The organism is Maritalea sp. S77, assembly GCF_049801075.1.
Classification (GTDB): Bacteria; Pseudomonadota; Alphaproteobacteria; order Rhizobiales; family Devosiaceae; genus Maritalea.
Window position 1 is genome coordinate 673,190 of record NZ_JBNAGG010000001.1, and the last position, 17,967, is coordinate 691,156.

The 17,967-nt window shown below is 52.3% G+C and carries 15 protein-coding genes; 7 read left to right on the top strand and 8 right to left on the bottom strand.

Annotated elements, in window-relative coordinates:
• Positions 1-37 precede the first annotated feature (37 nt).
• Genes ACP15Y_RS03105 through ACP15Y_RS03115 form a run of 3 tightly spaced genes read left to right on the top strand, consistent with a single transcriptional unit; the run spans position 38 to position 3,779 of the window.
• Positions 38-1,639: a GMC family oxidoreductase gene (locus ACP15Y_RS03105; RefSeq protein WP_424981539.1), complete on the top strand. Its 1,602-nt coding sequence runs from the start codon at positions 38-40 to the stop codon at positions 1,637-1,639.
• Between the two features lie 8 nt (positions 1,640-1,647).
• Positions 1,648-2,649 carry an inositol 2-dehydrogenase gene (gene iolG, locus ACP15Y_RS03110; protein WP_424981540.1) on the top strand — a complete coding sequence of 334 codons (1,002 nt, stop codon included), beginning with the start codon at positions 1,648-1,650 and terminating at the stop codon, positions 2,647-2,649.
• An 11-nt stretch (positions 2,650-2,660) separates the two neighbouring features.
• A complete protein-coding gene (locus ACP15Y_RS03115) occupies positions 2,661-3,779 on the top strand; it encodes a Gfo/Idh/MocA family protein (protein ID WP_424981541.1) in 1,119 nt (372 codons plus the stop codon).
• Positions 3,780-3,784: 5 nt separating this feature from the next.
• Here ACP15Y_RS03115 and ACP15Y_RS03120 read toward each other — a convergent pair whose 3' ends face one another.
• The 8 genes from ACP15Y_RS03120 to ACP15Y_RS03155 all read right to left on the bottom strand — a co-directional run bounded on the left by ACP15Y_RS03120 (position 3,785) and on the right by ACP15Y_RS03155 (position 13,189).
• Positions 3,785-4,681, bottom strand: a complete 897-nt coding sequence (locus tag ACP15Y_RS03120; protein WP_424981542.1) for a 2-oxo acid dehydrogenase subunit E2 — start codon at positions 4,679-4,681, stop codon at positions 3,785-3,787.
• A 1-nt stretch (position 4,682) separates the two neighbouring features.
• Complete coding sequence (locus ACP15Y_RS03125; RefSeq protein ID WP_424981543.1) at positions 4,683-6,113, bottom strand: NAD-dependent succinate-semialdehyde dehydrogenase; 1,431 nt, start codon at positions 6,111-6,113, stop codon at positions 4,683-4,685.
• A 10-nt stretch (positions 6,114-6,123) separates the two neighbouring features.
• Positions 6,124-7,152 carry a biotin/lipoyl-containing protein gene (locus ACP15Y_RS03130; RefSeq protein ID WP_424981544.1) on the bottom strand — a complete coding sequence of 343 codons (1,029 nt, stop codon included), beginning with the start codon at positions 7,150-7,152 and terminating at the stop codon, positions 6,124-6,126.
• Entirely contained in the window at positions 7,142-8,137 is a 996-nt protein-coding gene (locus tag ACP15Y_RS03135; protein WP_424981545.1) for an alpha-ketoacid dehydrogenase subunit beta, read from the bottom strand. Before ACP15Y_RS03135 ends, ACP15Y_RS03130 begins: the two co-directional genes overlap by 11 nt.
• The gene (locus tag ACP15Y_RS03140) at positions 8,137-9,141 is read right to left on the bottom strand and encodes a thiamine pyrophosphate-dependent dehydrogenase E1 component subunit alpha (RefSeq protein WP_424981546.1); all 1,005 of its coding nucleotides are present in this window, start codon (positions 9,139-9,141) and stop codon (positions 8,137-8,139) included. The genes ACP15Y_RS03135 and ACP15Y_RS03140 overlap by 1 nt, the downstream gene beginning before the upstream one ends.
• A gap of 13 nt (positions 9,142-9,154) precedes the next feature.
• Entirely contained in the window at positions 9,155-10,453 is a 1,299-nt protein-coding gene (locus ACP15Y_RS03145) for a M24 family metallopeptidase (RefSeq protein WP_236113905.1), read from the bottom strand.
• Positions 10,454-10,553: 100 nt separating this feature from the next.
• Entirely contained in the window at positions 10,554-11,363 is an 810-nt protein-coding gene (locus ACP15Y_RS03150) for an SDR family NAD(P)-dependent oxidoreductase (RefSeq protein ID WP_424981547.1), read from the bottom strand.
• Between the two features lie 17 nt (positions 11,364-11,380).
• Positions 11,381-13,189 carry an ABC transporter substrate-binding protein gene (locus ACP15Y_RS03155; RefSeq protein WP_424981548.1) on the bottom strand — a complete coding sequence of 603 codons (1,809 nt, stop codon included), beginning with the start codon at positions 13,187-13,189 and terminating at the stop codon, positions 11,381-11,383.
• Positions 13,190-13,403: 214 nt separating this feature from the next.
• On the opposite strand from ACP15Y_RS03155, the gene ACP15Y_RS03160 reads away from it, so the two are divergent.
• The 4 genes from ACP15Y_RS03160 to ACP15Y_RS03175 all read left to right on the top strand — a co-directional run bounded on the left by ACP15Y_RS03160 (position 13,404) and on the right by ACP15Y_RS03175 (position 17,956).
• Positions 13,404-14,363 (top strand): sugar ABC transporter substrate-binding protein, encoded by a 960-nt coding sequence (locus tag ACP15Y_RS03160; RefSeq protein WP_424981549.1) that lies wholly within the window; start codon positions 13,404-13,406, stop codon positions 14,361-14,363.
• A gap of 95 nt (positions 14,364-14,458) precedes the next feature.
• Positions 14,459-15,433, top strand: a complete 975-nt coding sequence (locus tag ACP15Y_RS03165; protein WP_424981550.1) for an ABC transporter permease — start codon at positions 14,459-14,461, stop codon at positions 15,431-15,433.
• Between the two features lie 10 nt (positions 15,434-15,443).
• Positions 15,444-16,445, top strand: a complete 1,002-nt coding sequence (locus ACP15Y_RS03170; protein WP_424981551.1) for an ABC transporter permease — start codon at positions 15,444-15,446, stop codon at positions 16,443-16,445.
• The gene (locus ACP15Y_RS03175; protein ID WP_424981552.1) at positions 16,442-17,956 is read left to right on the top strand and encodes a sugar ABC transporter ATP-binding protein; all 1,515 of its coding nucleotides are present in this window, start codon (positions 16,442-16,444) and stop codon (positions 17,954-17,956) included. The genes ACP15Y_RS03170 and ACP15Y_RS03175 overlap by 4 nt, the downstream gene beginning before the upstream one ends.
• Positions 17,957-17,967: the final 11 nt, after the last annotated feature.

Consider the following 17,967-nt stretch of genomic DNA (forward strand, 5'->3'; position numbering starts at 1 on the left):
ATGTCATCATCTCCAAAAGTCATTTTTCGGAGTTTATATGTCACAATCCAGCACAAGCTATGATTTTATTGTGGTTGGCGCAGGCTCGGCAGGTTGCGTGGTCGCGGGCAGATTGGGCGAAGCCGGGTTTAAAACTCTACTGCTCGAAGCGGGTGGCAAAGATCGCAATCCTTGGATTCACATCCCCCTTGGCTATTCACAGCTTTACGCCAATAAATCCGTCAATTGGTGCTATGAAAGCGAGCCCGAACCCTACCTCAACAATCGGCAATTGTTTCAACCCCGTGGCAAGGTTATGGGCGGCAGCGGCTCTATAAACGGCATGATCTATATGCGCGGCCAGCAAGAAGATTTTGACCATTGGCGCGATTTGGGGTGCGATGGCTGGGGCTGGTCTGACGTGTTGCCCTATTTCAAGAAAAGTGAAGATCAAGAGCGTGGCCCTGATCAATTTCACGGTGTCGGCGGACCGCAAGCCGTATCTGATTTGAGGACTGAGCATAAGCTCGGTGAGGCGTTTCATGCGGCATCTGAAGCGCTGGGCGTGCCGCGCAATCCGGACTTTAATGGCGCAACGCAAGAAGGCACAGGCTACATACAAACCACCACCAAAAAAGGTTGGCGTCAAAGCACTGCCGGGGCATTTTTGAATGGTCCGGGCAAAGAAAATATTCACATCGTCACCCACGCGATGGTTCATCGTGTGATCATTGAAGATGGCAAGGCTGTTGGGGTAGAATGGCAAGACCGCACAGGCCGCCAAACCGCCAAAGCAAATCGCGAAACCATCTTGTGCGGCGGTACGTTCAATTCCCCGCAATTGCTTAAATTATCTGGCGTCGGCCCGGCAAATGAGCTTCAGGCGCACGGCATCCCTGTGAAGCACAATGTGCCCGGTGTTGGTGAAAATCTACGCGACCATTTCGGCATTGGTGCTGAATATCGGTCGCGCGAACATTCCACTGTGAACGACCTTTATAATAACCCGCTGAAGGGTGGGTTGCAGCTGTTGCGCTTTCTGTTGTTCAGAACGGGCCCATTTGCGGATAATGGCAATTATTCCAACACTTTCATCAAAAGCCAACCGCATATTGATCGGCCGGATATGATGGTCACGTTCATGGCTTGGTGCACTGATGAAGAACTCAAGCCACATCCATTTTCCGGCTTCACCATTTTGGCAGAACATATGCGACCCAAATCATGCGGGCGTGTAACTCTTTCAGGCCCGCGGTTGGAAGATCAGCCCAAAATTCAGTTTAACTTTCTCGAGCATGAGGAAGATGTTCAAGCGGCACTTGCCGGGCTTAAATTTGGCAGAATGATCGCCGAAACTGAACCATTGTCCAGCATGGTTGAATATGAATTGTCGCCAGGTACACAGGTGCAGTCTGACGAAGAGCTTACCGCCTATTTGCGCGAAAGCGGTCTATCCCTGCTCCACCCCGTAGGCACTTGCAAAATGGGCATTGATGAGGATGCGGTTGTTGATTCACGGCTGCGCGTACATGGCATAGTCAATTTGCGTGTTGTTGACGCTTCCATCATGCCCAGCATTGTCACGGCAAACACAAATGCCGCCGCCATTATGATTGGCGAAAAAGGCGCTGCACATATCATCGAAGATCATAAAGGGTGAATTGAACCATGCTGAATATTGCACTTTTGGGCAGCGGCAGAATGGCCCATGTGTATGGACCCAAAATCAATGCGCATCCGCATATGAAGTTGGCCGCTATTTTCAATCCACGCTTATCGTCTGCGCAAAAAGTAGCGGCTCAATATGGCGGCCGCGCTGAAGATTCCTTGGACGACCTTTTGGCGGCACCAGACATTGATGCGGTTGTGATCGCCACGCCGACCAACACCCATTTGGAATATATCGCGGCCTGCGCCAAAGCAGGTAAGCCAATCTATTGCGAGAAGCCGCTGGATCTAAATCTCGAGCGGGTTGATCATTGTTTGGATATGCTCGCAACGCATCGCGTTCCCTTCATGTTGGGCTTTAACCGTCGGTTTGACCCGGACGTCGCCGCGTTGAAAGAAGCCGTGGATGCGGGTGACATTGGTGCGCTCACCTTTTTGATGAGCTGGAGCCGAGAGCCAGCACCACCGCCCATTCAATATGTAAGACAGTCCGGGGGCTATTTTGTTGATGGAACGATTCATGACATTGACCTAATGTGTTGGATTACAAACGAAAATCCTTCAGAGGTGTTCGCCGCTGGCAGTTGTCTTTTCGATCCTGAAATCGGCGCGGAAGGTGATTTCGATGCCACAATGACAACATTAAAAATGCCGTCGAGCTGCATTGTGCACATCAATAACAGCCGCAAATGCGCTTATGGTTTTGATCAACGAATTGAAGCCTTCGGTCGCGATGGCATGTTGCAAACGCAAAATCATCGAGATCAAAACCTTATCCGCTCCACCCAAGATGTTACCCAGGCGAAAGCACCGTTAAAGCACTTCTTCTTGGAGCGCTATGATGCCTCCTTCGGACATGCGCTTGATGCGTTCTATCAGTCCATTATGGCTGACGCGGCCCCCTCGCCCTCGGCATCGGATGGTCGCAACGCCTTGGCCATCGCACTGGCATGCACCCATTCGGCAAAAACCGGCGAAACCGTCAAACCTGAATATATTTAAAAGGGGCATTTATGTCTGAAAAACAACCTGTCGGCATCGGTTTGGTCGGAAGTGGATTTATGGGGCGGTGTCATGCCAATGCATTTCGTTCCGTTTCCGGGCTTTTTGATTTGTCGGTAACCCCGATGCCCGTCATGCTGGCCGATGCAACCTACGAACTGGCGGAGCAAAGTGCGCAACAGCTTGGCTATAAGCGGTCCACTGGCGATTGGACAGAGCTTTGTCACGACCCTGACGTCGATATTGTGGCGGTCACCGCGCCCAACGCGTTGCACGAGCCGATCGTTATGGAAGCGCTTCAAGCCGGCAAAGCGGTTTATTGCGAAAAACCGCTTTCCACCACGCTGGAAAGTGCGCAGCGCATGGCAAAAGCCGCGCGAGATGCCAACGCTCTCACCTTGGTCGGTTTCAACTTTCTGCGCAATCCGTTGATTGCCTTTGCAAAACAGATGGTTGAGTCCGGTGAATTGGGTGAAATTGTCAATTTCCGGGGCCGACATGCGGAAAACTATATGTGCGATCCCTCAACGCCACATTCGTTTCGCACGGCAATTGATGGCGGCGGTGCCTTGGCGGACATTGGTAGTCACATCATTTCCATGTCGCGGTATCTGCTCGGCGATTTTGCTGCGGTTTCCGCCCAATGCAAAACCATCCACAAAGAACGGCCAGTGGCCGCTGGTTCGAACGAGCTTAAGTCTGTCGAAGTTGATGACATTACAAATGCAGTCATTAGCTTTAAAAGCGGCGCGAGCGGTACAATTGAAGCCAACTGGGCGGCCAGTGGCAGAACGATGGATTTATCATTCGAAATCACAGGCACAAAAGGCGCAATTTCATTCTCACAAGAACGCATGAATGAGTTACTCGTCACGTCCAGTGATCCAAAACGATCTGGCTTCACCAAAATCGAAAGTGGCCCGCAGCATTATCCCTACGGAAATTTTTGCCCTGCCCCCGGTCATCACCTTGGGTTTAACGACCTAAAAGTCATCGAAGTTGCAGAGCTGTTGCAGGCCTACGCTAACAACGCATTTTGCCAGACCGATTTTGACGAAGCTGTTGAAGTTCAACGCATTGTTGACGCCATGCAGCAATCATCAGGTGAACACGCAATGATCGCCATTTAAGAAGACTACGTCAGTAGTCTTCTAGGCCCCTCCAATAGATTGGCGAAATGCACCATAAAGCGAGCTGCGTCTGCGCCATTGATCACGCGGTGATCATAGCTCAGGTCCAATGGCACCATTTTTGCGGGCTGCCAGCGTTTACCGTCCCATTTGGGTTTAGTTTCAGTACGGCTAATGCCTAAAATCGCAACTTGTGGCGGGTTCACAATCGGGGTGAACCCTACCCCGCCAATACCGCCCAGATTGGAAATCGTGATGGATGCGCCGCCCATTTCTTCGGGGCGGACTTTGCGCTGTTGCGCGCGTTTAGCCAAATCATTAAGTTCGGCACCCACTTGCAACAAGCCTTTTTTGTCGACATCGCGGATCACCGGCACCATCAAGCCATACGGCGTATCCACGGCCACGCCGATATGCACATATTGCTTGAGGTAAAGCGTTTTGCCGTCAGGGGACAATGAGGCATTGAAGCGGGGAAAGGCGCGCAATGATTGGGCCAAGGCTTTGAGGTGAAAAGCGAGTGTTGTCAGCTTCGCGCCCTTGGCCACTAGCTCGGGCTTCAACGCAGCACGAAAGGCTTCGATTTCGCCAATATTCGCCTCTTCATGGTGGGTGACTTGCGGGATCATCGCGTTGGCAGCGGCCAAGTTTTGCGCTGACACTTGGGCAAAGCGCGACATTGGCTCTTCAGTCACTTCACCATAGGCGCTGTGATCCACATCCCAATATTGGACGTGGCTGGCGTCTGTGGCCGCAGCGGCAGGCGTGCCGCCGCCCCGCAAGTGATTGTCCACGTCCTCACGGCCGATCAATTCTCGGCCCGTTTGGCGGGCCAGTTGGTCCAGATCGACACCGTGTTTGCCCGCATAGGAGCGGACTGATGGGCTTGCCACAAAGCTCATATCACCATTCCGCTGAGATATATTGGGTTTCCATGAATTCAAGGATGCCTTCATGTCCGCCTTCACGGCCCAGTCCGGATTGTTTCACCCCGCCAAAGGGGGCCGCCGGATCTGACACAAGGCCCCGGTTCAGCCCGACCATGCCATATTCCAAGCGCTCACACACTTGCATGGCACGTTTCATATCCTCGGAAAACACATAGGCCACGAGCCCATATTCCGTATCATTGGCGCGGCGGATTACATCGTCTTGATCGGTGAAGGTTTGAATGGCGGCAACGGGGCCAAAGATCTCGTCATGCACACATTCTGCCGTTTCCGGCACATTGGTCATCACGGTAGGTGGATAGAAATAGCCCTTTTCATTGGGCACATGGCCGCCAATTTCGATCTTGGCGCCTTTGGCCACTGCATCTTCAACAAAGGCGGCGACTTTATCGCGGGTGTCTGCATTGACCAGTGGCCCGACATCCACGCTTTCGTCCAGCCCGTTGCCCATTTTCAGCGCGCCCATCGCCGCAGAGAATTTCTCTACAAATGCACGCTCCACTTTTTCATGCACATAAATGCGGTTTGCTGCCGTGCAGGCTTCGCCCAGATTGCGCATTTTGGCCAGCATCGCCCCTTCAACCGCTTTGTCGATGTCTGCATCGTCAAAAACGATCAGCGGCGCATTGCCGCCCAGCTCCATCGCAGGCTTCAGGATTTGGTCCGCCGCACTCTTCAACAATTTACGCCCCACGCCGGTTGATCCGGTGAACGAAATCACGCGGACGCGTGGATCGTGCAGCATATGGTCTACCACTTCGCGTGTTTTCTTGGTGGGCAACACATTCACCATGCCTTTGGGCACGCCTGCCTCTTCCAGCAACGGCATCAGGGCCAGCATGGTCAATGGCGTTTCGGATGCGGGCTTGATGATCACCGGGCAACCTGCAGCCAGCGCAGGCGCGATTTTACGTGTGCCCATCGCCGCAGGGTAATTCCAAGGCGTCACCAAAACGGCAATGCCCGCGGGTTTGTGCTGCACAACAATGCGCGCGCCTGAAGCGGGAGCATGGGTGATGAGCCCATCGGTACGCACCGATTCTTCGGAAAACCAGCGGAAAAACTCTGCTGCATAGGAGGCCTCTCCCGTTGCATCATTGCCAGCTTTTCCGTTCTCCAATGTGATCAATCGCGCGAAATGATCGAGACGCTCGTTCATAAGTTCCCAGGCTTTGCGCAAGATTTCGGCGCGCTCGCGCGGTGTTTTCTTGTTCCAGATCGGCATCGCCTGCGCCGCTGCATCCAACGCCGCGTCTGCATCAGCTATTTCGGCAGAGGCCACACTGGCCAGCGCATCCTCAGTTGCCGGATTGACAACCTCAAACCGCTCGCCTGCCGCGCCTTCGACCCATTCGCCATTGATGTATAGATTTGTGTGGTCCATTTTGTATTCCTTAGAGCAAATGCCGCAATGGCTCATTCAAGCGCGCTGTAAACTCGGCCACAAATTGAATGGCCTGATCGTCGCTTAGCTGGTCTGATTGATAAGCAAGCGACACCACCAACGCCTTTTTTGATCGGGCAATGGTCAGCGTTGGACAAACAGCAGCGCTGGTCTGCACCATGTCGATCGCGGTCTCTGTCAGATCACGCAGAATAAAATCCGGTGCCGCGTCGCTTTCGCTTGAGGCAATCTCCACCAGTTTGCGACGGTCCGCATTCAAATAGGGGACATAGCCGCCCGCTTCGCTGGACAGTACGCAAACATCATTGTCGGTCGCTTCAAGCGCCGCCCGAAAAGCGCTGGTGGCAAAGCCGAGCCAGATCAAGCCATCTTCAATATCTGTCTGATGATCAGCCTTGAGCCAAGCCTTAAACGCTTCAACTTTCTTGCGCGGCACTGAGGCACCAATATGGAAAGTTTGGGCCCCAGATGCCGCCGCACTTGCACCAACGGCTTGCGCTTCACGCAGTTGTTCCAAATCCTTTACATGATAAGGCTGCGGCACGCCTTTTGCCGCCAATTGTGCGATGTCTAGACCTTCTTCATAAGCCAGTTTTTTGGCTTTCGGTGACGCCAGGATTTTGTCGCCAGCATCAGCGGAAGAAACATTGACCTGTTTGGCTGGCGCGGGTTCAGGCTTCGGCGCTTCAACTTGAGCTTTTGGCGTCTCTTGCGCAGGTGCTGCCTCTTCTTTCGCCGCAGTTGCTTTTGGTTTTGCTCCGCCTTCCACAACTTCATCGGCACTTTCAGAGATATAGGCCACCACATCGCCAACGGGCACATCGTCGCCGGCCGCGGCCCGAACATTGGTCAAAAAGCCTGACGCTTCCGCTTCCACTTCCATGGTCGCCTTGTCGGTTTCCACTTCCATGATGGCATCACCGATGCTGATTTCATCGCCTTCATTTTTGAGCCAAGACACGATCAGTCCCGTGTCCTGCGCCATGCCCAGGGCAGGCATAATCACTTCATGCGCCATGGAACAATTCTCCTTTAACGGCTTTCAACGCCTGCTCAACCACACGCTCGGGGGTTGGCACGGTGATATCTTCCAATGCGGGTGAAAACGGCACGGGCACATCCATTGCGCCCAAGCGCTGAACTGGCGCATCCAGATGATAGAATGCTTTTTCGTTCAGACGGCTGGCGATTTCACCTGTGATGCCAAAACTTTGGTGACCCTCATCGACCACAATGGCGCGTGAGGTCTTTTTGACGGAATTGATCAGGGCTTCTTCATCCAGCGGCACAATGGTGCGGGGATCGATCACTTCGGCCTCAATACCCTGTTCCGCCAGAATCTCTGCTGCTTTTTCGCACACTTGCACCATGGAAGACGTGCCGATCAGTGTAATGTCGCGGCCCTCGCGCAAAATATTGGCTTCGCCAAAGGGGATTAAATATTCCTCTTCGGGCACAGGGGCCTTGTCATTATACATCAGCTTGTCTTCGAAGATGACCACAGGATTTTCATCGCGAATGGCCGTTTTCATCAGACCTTTGGCCTCATAGGCACTGGAGGGCATCGCCACCTTCAAGCCTGGAATATGGGCGACCAAAGCATGCAATGATTGCGAATGCTGTGCAGCGGATCTGCGAGTGGCCCCAAGATTTGTGCGCAACACCAGCGGCACGCTTAGCTTGCCGCCAGACATGTAGTGGGTTTTGGCCGCTTGGTTGCACAATTGGTCCATCACCAAAAAGATGAAATCGCCAAACATCAAATCGACAATAGGTCGCGACCCAGTCATGGCGGCACCTACCGCCATACCCATAAAGCCGGGTTCGGAAATCGGCGTGTCCAGAATGCGATTTGGCCCGAACTCTTCGACAAGACCGGACAGCACTTTGAACGGCGTGCCCGCCTCGGCCACGTCTTCCCCCATCAAAAAGATGGCAGAGTCGCGGCGCATTTCCTCGGCAATAGCCTCATTTACCGCTTTTGAGAGTGTAATTTCCCGCATTATGCTGCGCCTCCCACCGGATTTTGCTTATAAACATGCATATCAACCTCCGATATGTCGGGATATTTCGCCGCTTCGGCATAGGCCACCGCATCTTTGGCGTCTTGGCTGACATCCTCATTGATCTGATCAAGCTCTTCCTGGCTCAGCACTTTTTCTTTCAACAGCCATGCGCCGAAATTAGTGATGGGATCACGTTCGGTTTTCCAAAGCTCTTCTTCGTCTTTGGGGCGATAATATTCGCGGTTAATGTCGCCCACATGGTGGCCGTGATAGCGATAAGTATCGAGCTGAATGAAAAACGGTCCCTCGCCTTTGCGCGCCCGCTCAACAAGCTCTTCACTCAATTTATTGACCGCCAACACATCTTGGCCGTCCACAACAAAGGTCTCAATGCCAAAGGCTTTGGCGCGCGCCGTTAGTTCGCCCGCCGCCATTTCTTCAACCTTTGTATATTCGCCATATAGATTGTTTTCGCAGGCGTAGATGACAGGCAAGTTCCAAAGGGCGGCCATGTTCATCACTTCGTAAAGCAAGCCTTGGCCCAGTGCGCCATCACCGAAGAAGCAAACGGTCACATCATCTTTGCCCAAATGTTTGGCAGAGAGTGCCGCGCCCGTGGCAATTCCGGCGCTGCCGCCCACAATGGCATTGGCGCCCAGATTGCCGTTCTCCTGATCGGCAATATGCATGGAGCCGCCTTTGCCGCGGCAATAGCCTTCTTCTTTGCCCAGCAATTCGCAGAACATTTCCTTGAAATCCGCGCCTTTAGCGACACAATGGCCATGCCCCCGGTGGGTGGATGTGATTTTGTCGGTGCTTTTCAGCGCCTCACAAATCCCGACGGCCACAGCTTCCTGCCCAGAATACATGTGGGTCAGCCCCGGCATTTTGGCCGCCAAATATAGCTTATTTGCATTGTCTTCAAAGGCCCGGATACGCACCATTTGCTGATACATGCGCACATAGGCCTCGTGATTAGAATTTTTGGCATTTCTGCTCATGGTGCGATCCTGCTTAGTATCGGTTGGCGATCGGGAGTTCTTCAGCGGGGAACAAGCTGATCACTTCACAGCCGGTGTCTGTCACCACCACTTCTTCTTCGATCCGTGCTGCGGAATATCCGTCTGCCGCCGGGCAATAGGTTTCGAGTGCGAACACCATACCGGTTTTAATTTCCATCGGATTATCCAAGCTCACGGCACGACTAATGATGGGCCGTTCATGCAGGGCGAGACCCAAGCCATGGCCGAATTGCAGGCCGAACGCAGAGAGTTCATCCGGGAACCCGAATTCTTCCGCCTTTGGCCAAAGCTTGGCCACCTGATCGGTGCCCACACCCGGCTTAATCGCTTGGATCGCAGCATCCAGCCAATCACGACATTTCACATAGGCGTCACGCTGCTCAGGGGTCGATTTGCCGATATTGAATGTGCGGTAATAGCACGTGCGATAGCCTTGATAGCTTTGCAAAATATCGAAAAAGGCCTGATCGCCGGGGCGGAACATTCTGTCGGTAAAGTTGTGTGGGTGTGGATTGCACCGCTCACCTGAGATGGCGTTGATGGCTTCCACATCGTCAGACCCCATTTCGTAGAGCATCTTGTTGGACATGGCGACGATATCGTTCTCGCGCACGCCCGGCTTCAGCTCTTCATAAATCATGTGATAAACGCCATCGACCATTGAGGCCGCTTGAGTCAGCAACTGGATCTCGTCCCAGTTTTTGATCTCCCGTGCGCTCAGCATGATTTGCTGACCGTCCACCACGTTCAACCCCGCTTCTTTCAGCGCGTAGAACATGGCCGTTTCGGCGTAGTCGACACCCACGGGCATATCGATCATGCCAGCGTCGCGAATAAGTCCGGCAATCTCCTCGGCATATTTTTTCATAAGACCGAAGCTAGGGGGAATTGTCCCGCGCATGCCAACCACGCCTGCCCGACAATGGTCGGGAACCAGCCAATCAGAGAATTTTTTATGGTGCACTGCTGCTGAGCCAAAGTCCCAAACATAAGGTGCATCATCGCCTGTCAGCAGGCAAAAGCGACACATTTTGTCCCGTTCCCACTCGCCAATCTTTGTGGCGCTGACATAGCGAATATTGTTCACATCAAACAGCAAAAGCGTGCCGCAATCCGACGCTTTAAGTGCTTCACGGGTCCGCGACAGACGATAGCGGCGCAAACGGTCGTGGTCGATCCGGCGTTCAAAATCAACTGAGGTGTGCCCCCAAGCTGGCAAGCGCCCTTCCCATTGCCAATTTGGGTCCAAATCCTGCGGGGTCAAAATGTTTGGTGTCAGAGCATTTCTCATCTTTGTGTCCTTTGTTCAGGCGCCTCAATGCGCCATCATCGCCCAATATCCAGCGTGGATAGTTGGCGGTGCAGCCAAAATGTGTGGGGTTATCAAGCGATCATTGCATGATCATGCCGCCATCAATCATCAGGAGCTGGCCGGTCATGTAGTCGCTTTCATCCGAGCATAAGAAGGCTGCGGTGCCCTTCACGTCGTCGGGAGTCGACAATTGCTTCATCAGGATCATGGTTTGCGCCAAATGATCCATGGATTGGCCTTCTTTTTCGAACATGCCAATCTCAACCAAATCTTTGTCCAGCTGTTCCCAAAGCTCAGTTTTTACCACACCAGGGCCATAGCCATTTACGGTGATTTTGTGCTCCCAAAGGGCTTTTGCGCCGCCAATAATCATGGCGAGAGCAGAATATTTTGAGCAGGAGTATGGAATTACGTCTAAAAATGCGGTGCGGGAAACGATCGATCCCACATTGATGATCTTATATGGGTGATCTTCCATTGGGCCTTGCTTGATCATCTGGCGTGCCGCCTCCTGCATGCCCAACAGCATGCCTTTGGCATTCACGTTCATGATCATGTCCCAATTCTCTTCATCAATGTCCATGAACATGCGTGGCTTGTTGATGCCTGCGTTCATGAGAGCCACATTGATGGAGCCGAATGCTTCAACTGTTTTGGCCACAGCGGCGGCATTTTCCGCACGGCTGGTCACGTCAAGTTTCACAGCAACGGCTTCGCCATTGCCCGCCTTATTAATCCGTTCAGCAACTTCCTGGACCCCGTCAACATTCACATCGCCAAGGCAAACATTTGCCCCTTGTGCTGCGAAATATTCTGCATTTGCTGCCCCCATACCTTGGGCGGCACCAGTGATGAGAATATTCTTACCTTTCAAACGATTAGGGTCCATTTTTTCCTCCTCGAAACCTAAGTTTGCATAATTTGTTCAGCGCGTTCCTGTGCACGCTGCAACGCCATTTTTGCGGGCTGTACGCCGCGCAACATGTCGTGCAACTCTTCGCCACAAACGCGAATAATGTCGGTGATTTGCGGAATGGGTGGCCGCGGCCAAAATTGAAGCTCGTCGCGCCAAGACATGCCGTCCACCGCTTCAAAGACGATTGAAGACCGGCGCACTTCCGGGTCTGACGCCACAGAATATCTAGGGTTGGTCAGGCTACCATTCTGCACATAGAGTTTTTGCGCCTCTGGCGACGTGAATACGATCAAGGCCTCCGCCGCTGCCTGCAGCCGATCTGGCGCGATGTTCGCCGGAATCGCCAATGCATATCCGCCCACGGGCGCGATTTGCTGTGCGCCCATACCCGACGGGTGTGGCAGATATCCGGTTTTGCCCGAAGCGGGTGACGTTGCATCCTGCTCAAAATATGGCGCCAACAATGTATAGCCATATGCCATCGGAATTTCACCAGCTGCATAAGGTCGAACGCGTTCAAACCAAGACATAGAAAGAATGTTTGGTGGCGAATATTTCAACAGCTCAAGCAGATATTCCGCTGCGGCAAGCCCCCGTTCGGTATCGATACAGAGCTTATATTTTTCCGTGGCTAATCTCGACGCGTCATAACCGCCTGCAATTTCCGGCAAATCCAAGATTGGCTGGCCGAAATCCGCTAGGGTCATCAAAAATGTGTGTCCGAGCGCGGTGCCTTTTGCCGCATTCCACGCCACCCCGTAACGGCCTTGCGTTGGGTTGTGGAAATAGGCCGCGGCACGCAACACTTCATCGGTGGTCACCGGTGGCTCGATTCCCGCATCCGCAAACAAGTCTTTGCGGTAAAACAGGAGTTCTGGTGTGGTTTGAGCGGGCACTGCATAGGCACGCTCGTTCCAATGGGCAGCAGACCACCCGGCTGTGTGGAAATCTGCCGGGTCCAGCCTTGTTTGATCCAGAACAGAATCAAGCGGCAGCAGCACACCCTTCTCGACCAGTTCGCCCACCCAAGGCAGATCAACAGCCACGATGTCGTACATGCTGGCCTTGCGCCCTGAATTGCGCAAAATTTCTTCTCGCAGGCGGTCAATCGAGAATGCACGTTGATGGATCGGCGTTCCAACAACTTGCTCAAATTGACGCTTGAGCGACTCCATCACCATAAATGTTGGGTCGCCATGCACCAGTACGCGCAGGCCACCGTTCAACTTCAATGGTTCGGGCAATATCTTCATGGGCGGGATAGATTTGGCCGACATATAAGAACCGCCAAAATAATAATCAGCGGCGCCTTCGCCCTCTTCGGCATTCACAAAACTCTGGCTCGCAAGGCGCTTTGCACGTTCTGAAAACTGCATCCAGGATTTCAGCAACTTGTCGCTCGGGTGCATAGAATAGGTCTTGCCGGACTGGGTGCGCGGGCGTTGGTCCACAAGGCCACGTTCCACCATCTCACTCAAACGACGGTTGGCCGTCGCATAGGGAACGCCGGACGCGCCAATCAGTGATGTTGGCGTCACCGTCTTCCCTAAAAAGTGGTTTTGAATGAGATGCAAAGACATTCTAATATACGGATTTGGCGCGTAGACCTCAAAAGCGTGGTCAAGCTCGTCCATAAAGCTGTCAAGAAATTCAACAGTTTGCAGGATATCCACCCTGTGTTGCGACGAAGCTACCTGTTCTGATGCGCCATTCCTCCCCATAATTTTTGGCCTCGCTTCTAAAGCGTTGGCCATGGCTGTATTTGACCGTCGAGAACCATCATGTTTTCCTTTCGGCATGCTCACCTCCATAAAATGTTCAAATTGAAAGCCGTTAAATGGGCATTCTATCCATTATGGACCATGAAATGTTCATTATGGATATTTTTTCGACTATTTATGTTTGGGTTATTTGCTTCAATCAGCCGAGCTATTCGATTTCGGATGGCGTCTTGGGTTACACCTCAAGATCAGTTCTGAATTCAAATCACTGGAATTCATTGGGAGGAAAGAAATGAATTTTCGCAAAACGCTTGTCGTTTCAACAGCTTTAGCAACATTCGCGATGGCGGGTGCAGCTAGCGCGGCTGACTTCACCATTGGCATCACGCAAAACAATGTTGGCGTTGACAGCTATCAAACAACTTATGAAAAGGCTTTCATTGCCGCGTCAGATGCAAATGACAAAGTTGATGCAGTCGTCTTGGACGCTGGCGGTGACGTTGCGCGTCAGATCGCTCAGATGGAAGATCTTATTCAGCAAAAAGTAGATGCAATCATCATTTGGCCGACCAATGGTCAGGCGGTTATTCCGGCAGTGCGTAAAGCGCACAATGCGGGCATTCCTGTGATCGTGACCAACTCTAACATCGCCGAAGAAGGCTTTGATTTTGTTCGTTCTTTCTCTGGTCCGGATAATATCACACAGGGTTCGCGGTCTGCAGAAATCATGTGCGACAAGTTTAAGGAAATGGGCATTGAGGACGAGGCTCAAATTGTTCAGATTTCCGGACAGCCAGGCTACACGACAGCCATTGAGCGCGCTCAAGGCTTTGAAGAACGCCTCCCAGAAGTTTGCCCAAATGTGACGCTGGTGGAAACCCAGCCGGGCGATTGGAACCGCGAGAAGTCTCAAAAGGTTATGGAAGCCTTCTTGGTGAAATATGACGATATTGATGGCGTATATTCTGGCGATGACAATATGGGCGTTGGCGCATTGAATGCGGCAAAAGCTGCTGGTCGTGAAGGTGAGATCATCTTTGTTGGCGCCACAAACTTTGCCGTTGGCTATGAAGCCATGGGCCGCGGTGAATATTGGGGTTCAATTTATCAATCCCCTGTTGATGATGCGGAAGCTGCATTGAAAACAGCGATTGATATTTTGGAAGGTACAGACGTGCCGTTCCTCAACTATTTCGACACCCCCAAGATCACTCAGGACAACATGTCTGAGTTCGACAAGCCTGTTTTCTAAGAAACGCTATGTCAGACACGCGTGAATAATCCTCACGCGTGTCTGCGCTATACTTGTTTTTCAAATTTGCCGCACCGTTTACTTTAGGGGGGACCATGGCGCAGGGTAATTTGAAGGTGATCGGGGAGTTGTTGGCCAAACACGGCATCCTCGTTGCCTTTATCATCTTTATGATCGTTTTCACTGTATTGAACCCACGCTTTATCACATCAGATAATGTGCTTGGGGTTGTGCGGTCTTCAGCCATTTTGGGCGTGATGGCCATTGGCGTAACCTTTGTGGTGGTCAGTGGAAACTTAGATCTATCCGTTGGGTCCATGATGTCTTTTTCCACCATTGTTGTGCTGGATTTGCACGACAAGATCGGCCCCCTGCTCGGCATTCCTGCAATGTTTGTGATGACCATGGCGCTTGGCGCGCTTATCGGCTTTTTGGTTGGTTATCTCAAGCTCAACTCATTGATTGTAACCCTTGGTATGCTTTCCGCCATTCATGGTCTCACGCTCACTTATAGCGGCGGCAAAAACATGGACATTGCTGATAAGAGCGGCACATGGTTTAGCTTTTTTGGCCAAGGCGAAATTCTGGGCATCCCCGTGCCTATCTTGCTCTTTGCCTTGCTCGCCGCCGGCTTGACCTTGCTTCTTGCCAAGACTCCCTTTGGTCGCAAGGTCTATGCCGTCGGCGGCAATGGCGTCGCCGCCACTTTCTCTGGCATTCCGCGCGCCCGCATCGTGTTTTACTGCTATCTCATTTCCTCATTTTGTGTGGCCATGGCTGGTCTTATCCAGGCAAGCCGTAGTCTTGGCAGTCAAAACACTGTGGGCCAAGGCCTAGAATTGCAGGTCCTTGCGGCCATCATTCTCGGTGGCGCGTCGCTTTTGGGTGGCTCAGGCACAATTTTCAAAACCGTGATCGGTGTGCTGATTTTGGGCTTCATCCAAAATGGGCTGCTGCTGATCGGTCTCGAATTCTATGTCCAATATATCGTGACATGGGTCATCATCATTCTGGCGGTTTGGCTCGATATTGCCGCCAAACGCGGCCAATTGTGGTCGCCCATCGCGTGAGGAACTGATGATGCAAAAGACAAATCTTTCCAAACGTTTACAAGAAGGCGCGATCTGGATTTTTATTGCGCTCGAGCTGGCTTTTTTCGGCATTGCCGGTGAGTTCCTGTCACTCTCTGAAGGCAGTTTTCTCGCACCAGACAATATGTTGCTTCTGATCAAGCAGACTGTGCCGTTGGGCATTATTGCCCTTGGCATGACCATCATCATGATCAACGGCAATATTGACCTTTCTGTCGGCCCCATCTTTGCCCTATGCGCCATTGTGCTTCTGGATTCGATGACGTGGCCCATTTTTGCAGGATTGGGCGACTGGGTCATCTTGGTGTCTTGGGCGCTGGCTATATTGGTTGGCGTTGTTTTGGGCGCGATCAACGGTCTGATTGTCTGGAAAACCGGTGTGGACGCCTTCATTGTGACCCTTGGCTCGATGTTGGGCTATCGCGGGCTGGTCTTCCTTTATAACGGCGAGCAGCCGACTTATCACCTCAATTGGACCTTGGTGGATATTGCGGAATCGGCCCCGCTTGGCATTCCCCTCCCCATTTTGATCTTTGCTGGTTGTATTTTGTTCACCTGGTGGCTGACCAAACGCACCGTGCACGGTCGCAATGCGTTTGCCATTGGCGACAACCGCACCGCTGCGGTGAATGCGGGCATCCGGGTCGGGCCGCACATGGTGTGGAACTATGTATTGATCGGGTTTCTCGTCGCGGTCAGTTCCGCCACCTTCTACTCCGCCAGCGGGTCAGTGAACCCTAATGATGGCATGCTTTATGAGCTTTGGATCATCACGGCCGTGGTTTTGGGCGGCACCAAACTTACGGGCGGTCGCGGCTCAATCATTGGCACGGTGGGCGGGGTGATTGCCATCCAGCTTATGCGTAAAGGGTTGGGCCATATTGGCGCTGACACGGCCATGGTGAATTTGGTCATCGGCAGCATCTTGATTGTGGTGCTTTACATTGACCGCCAGCTTAACCGCAAAGGCGAAGAGGAGTTGAACGCATGAGTGATCAAAAACCAGTTCTTGCTCTCAACAATATTGTCAAAACCTTCCCGGGCGTAATTGCGCTAAACAAGGTTAGCCTCGATATTTTGCCCGGTGAAGTACATGCTTTGATGGGCGAAAATGGTGCGGGTAAATCTACGCTCATGAAGGTCTTGGGCGGCATTTACCAGCCGGATGAAGGCCAAATTCTCGTGGCAGACAAGCCAACCGTTTTACGTACGCCACTGGAAGCAAAGAATAACGGCATTGTCTTTATCCACCAGGAGCTTAGCTTGGCGGATGAATTGTCGGTGGCTGAAAACATCTATATGGGCGAATTGCCCCTGAAGGGGTTTGGTCAGGTGGACTGGGCCAAACTTTTCAGCGATGTCGATGAAATTCTCGGTCGGTTGAACAGTAGCTTTGATGCAAAAACAATCGTTGGCGATCTATCCATTGCCAACAAACAAATGGTTGAGATTGCGCGGGCACTTACAGTTGACGCCAAAACCGTTATTTTCGACGAACCCACCGCCTCGCTGACTGATGCGGAAAAAGTGGTGCTGTTCGACATTATTGACGATCTGAAATCCCGAGGCGTTGGCATTGTTTATATCTCTCACCGTATGGAGGAAATTTTTAAAATTTCCGATCGTATTTCTGTCCTGCGCGATGGCGAATATCGCGGCACATTGAAGGCCAGCGAAACCGATCAGGATGAGCTTACGAAACTGATGATTGGCCGCAGTCTGGAGCATACGCGCCCCGAAGAATCTGCGGCGCAAGGCAAAGTGACCCTAGAGGTCAAAGATCTAAGCTGTGGTAACCTATTTAAAGATGTCAGCTTTAAAGTTCATGCAGGCGAAGTAGTTGGTTTTTATGGCCTTGTGGGCGCTGGGCGCACCGAACTTGCTGAAGCCATTTTCGGTATGCGCCGCAAAACTGGCGGCGAGATCTATCTCAATGGGGAACAGGTCGAGATCAACTCGCCCGCAGATGCCATAAATCATGGCATTTCCTTGGTGCCGGAAGATCGCAAGGGCCAAGGGCTAGTTTTGGGCATGAACTGCCGAGACAATATGACATTGCCGCAGATCGATGATCTAACCGTGGGCGCCCTCACCGCTCCAGCAGCGGAGCAGGATATTTTCCAAAAATACAAAGAAAAGCTTGAGATCAAAACGCCCAATTGGAAGCAAATTGTTGGCAATCTCTCTGGCGGCAATCAGCAAAAAATTGTGATCGGCAAATGGCTCTCCATGCACCCGAATTTGCTCATTGTTGACGAACCGACACGCGGCATTGACGTCGGATCAAAGTCCGAAATCCATAATCTGATCAGGGAGCTCGCCGCGCAAGGTTATGCCGTCATCGTCATTTCATCCGAAATGCCGGAGATTTTGAGCGTGTCCGATAAGATTGTGGCCATGTTCCATGGCGAAATCATGCACACGTTCAGCTCTACCAACGTGACGGAAGACAAGTTGGTGCAGGCCATTTCCGGCATCTATGAGGACGAAAGCGCCGCATGACTTCCATGAGG

Bases quoted from the DNA above. Each gene is read 5' to 3' on its own strand.
- ACP15Y_RS03155 (WP_424981548.1), bottom strand. From the start codon at position 13,189: ATGCCGAAAGGAAAACATGATGGTTCTCGACGGTCAAATACAGCCATG.
- ACP15Y_RS03145 (WP_236113905.1), bottom strand. From the start codon at position 10,453: ATGAGAAATGCTCTGACACCAAACATTTTGACCCCGCAGGATTTGGAC.
- iolG (WP_424981540.1), top strand. From the start codon at position 1,648: ATGCTGAATATTGCACTTTTGGGCAGCGGCAGAATGGCCCATGTGTAT.
- ACP15Y_RS03140 (WP_424981546.1), bottom strand. From the start codon at position 9,141: ATGAGCAGAAATGCCAAAAATTCTAATCACGAGGCCTATGTGCGCATG.
- ACP15Y_RS03135 (WP_424981545.1), bottom strand. From the start codon at position 8,137: ATGCGGGAAATTACACTCTCAAAAGCGGTAAATGAGGCTATTGCCGAG.
- ACP15Y_RS03170 (WP_424981551.1), top strand. From the start codon at position 15,444: ATGCAAAAGACAAATCTTTCCAAACGTTTACAAGAAGGCGCGATCTGG.
- ACP15Y_RS03160 (WP_424981549.1), top strand. From the start codon at position 13,404: ATGAATTTTCGCAAAACGCTTGTCGTTTCAACAGCTTTAGCAACATTC.
- ACP15Y_RS03165 (WP_424981550.1), top strand. From the start codon at position 14,459: ATGGCGCAGGGTAATTTGAAGGTGATCGGGGAGTTGTTGGCCAAACAC.
- ACP15Y_RS03105 (WP_424981539.1), top strand. From the start codon at position 38: ATGTCACAATCCAGCACAAGCTATGATTTTATTGTGGTTGGCGCAGGC.
- ACP15Y_RS03125 (WP_424981543.1), bottom strand. From the start codon at position 6,113: ATGGACCACACAAATCTATACATCAATGGCGAATGGGTCGAAGGCGCG.
- ACP15Y_RS03150 (WP_424981547.1), bottom strand. From the start codon at position 11,363: ATGGACCCTAATCGTTTGAAAGGTAAGAATATTCTCATCACTGGTGCC.
- ACP15Y_RS03120 (WP_424981542.1), bottom strand. From the start codon at position 4,681: ATGAGCTTTGTGGCAAGCCCATCAGTCCGCTCCTATGCGGGCAAACAC.
- ACP15Y_RS03130 (WP_424981544.1), bottom strand. From the start codon at position 7,152: ATGGCGCATGAAGTGATTATGCCTGCCCTGGGCATGGCGCAGGACACG.
- ACP15Y_RS03115 (WP_424981541.1), top strand. From the start codon at position 2,661: ATGTCTGAAAAACAACCTGTCGGCATCGGTTTGGTCGGAAGTGGATTT.
- ACP15Y_RS03175 (WP_424981552.1), top strand. From the start codon at position 16,442: ATGAGTGATCAAAAACCAGTTCTTGCTCTCAACAATATTGTCAAAACC.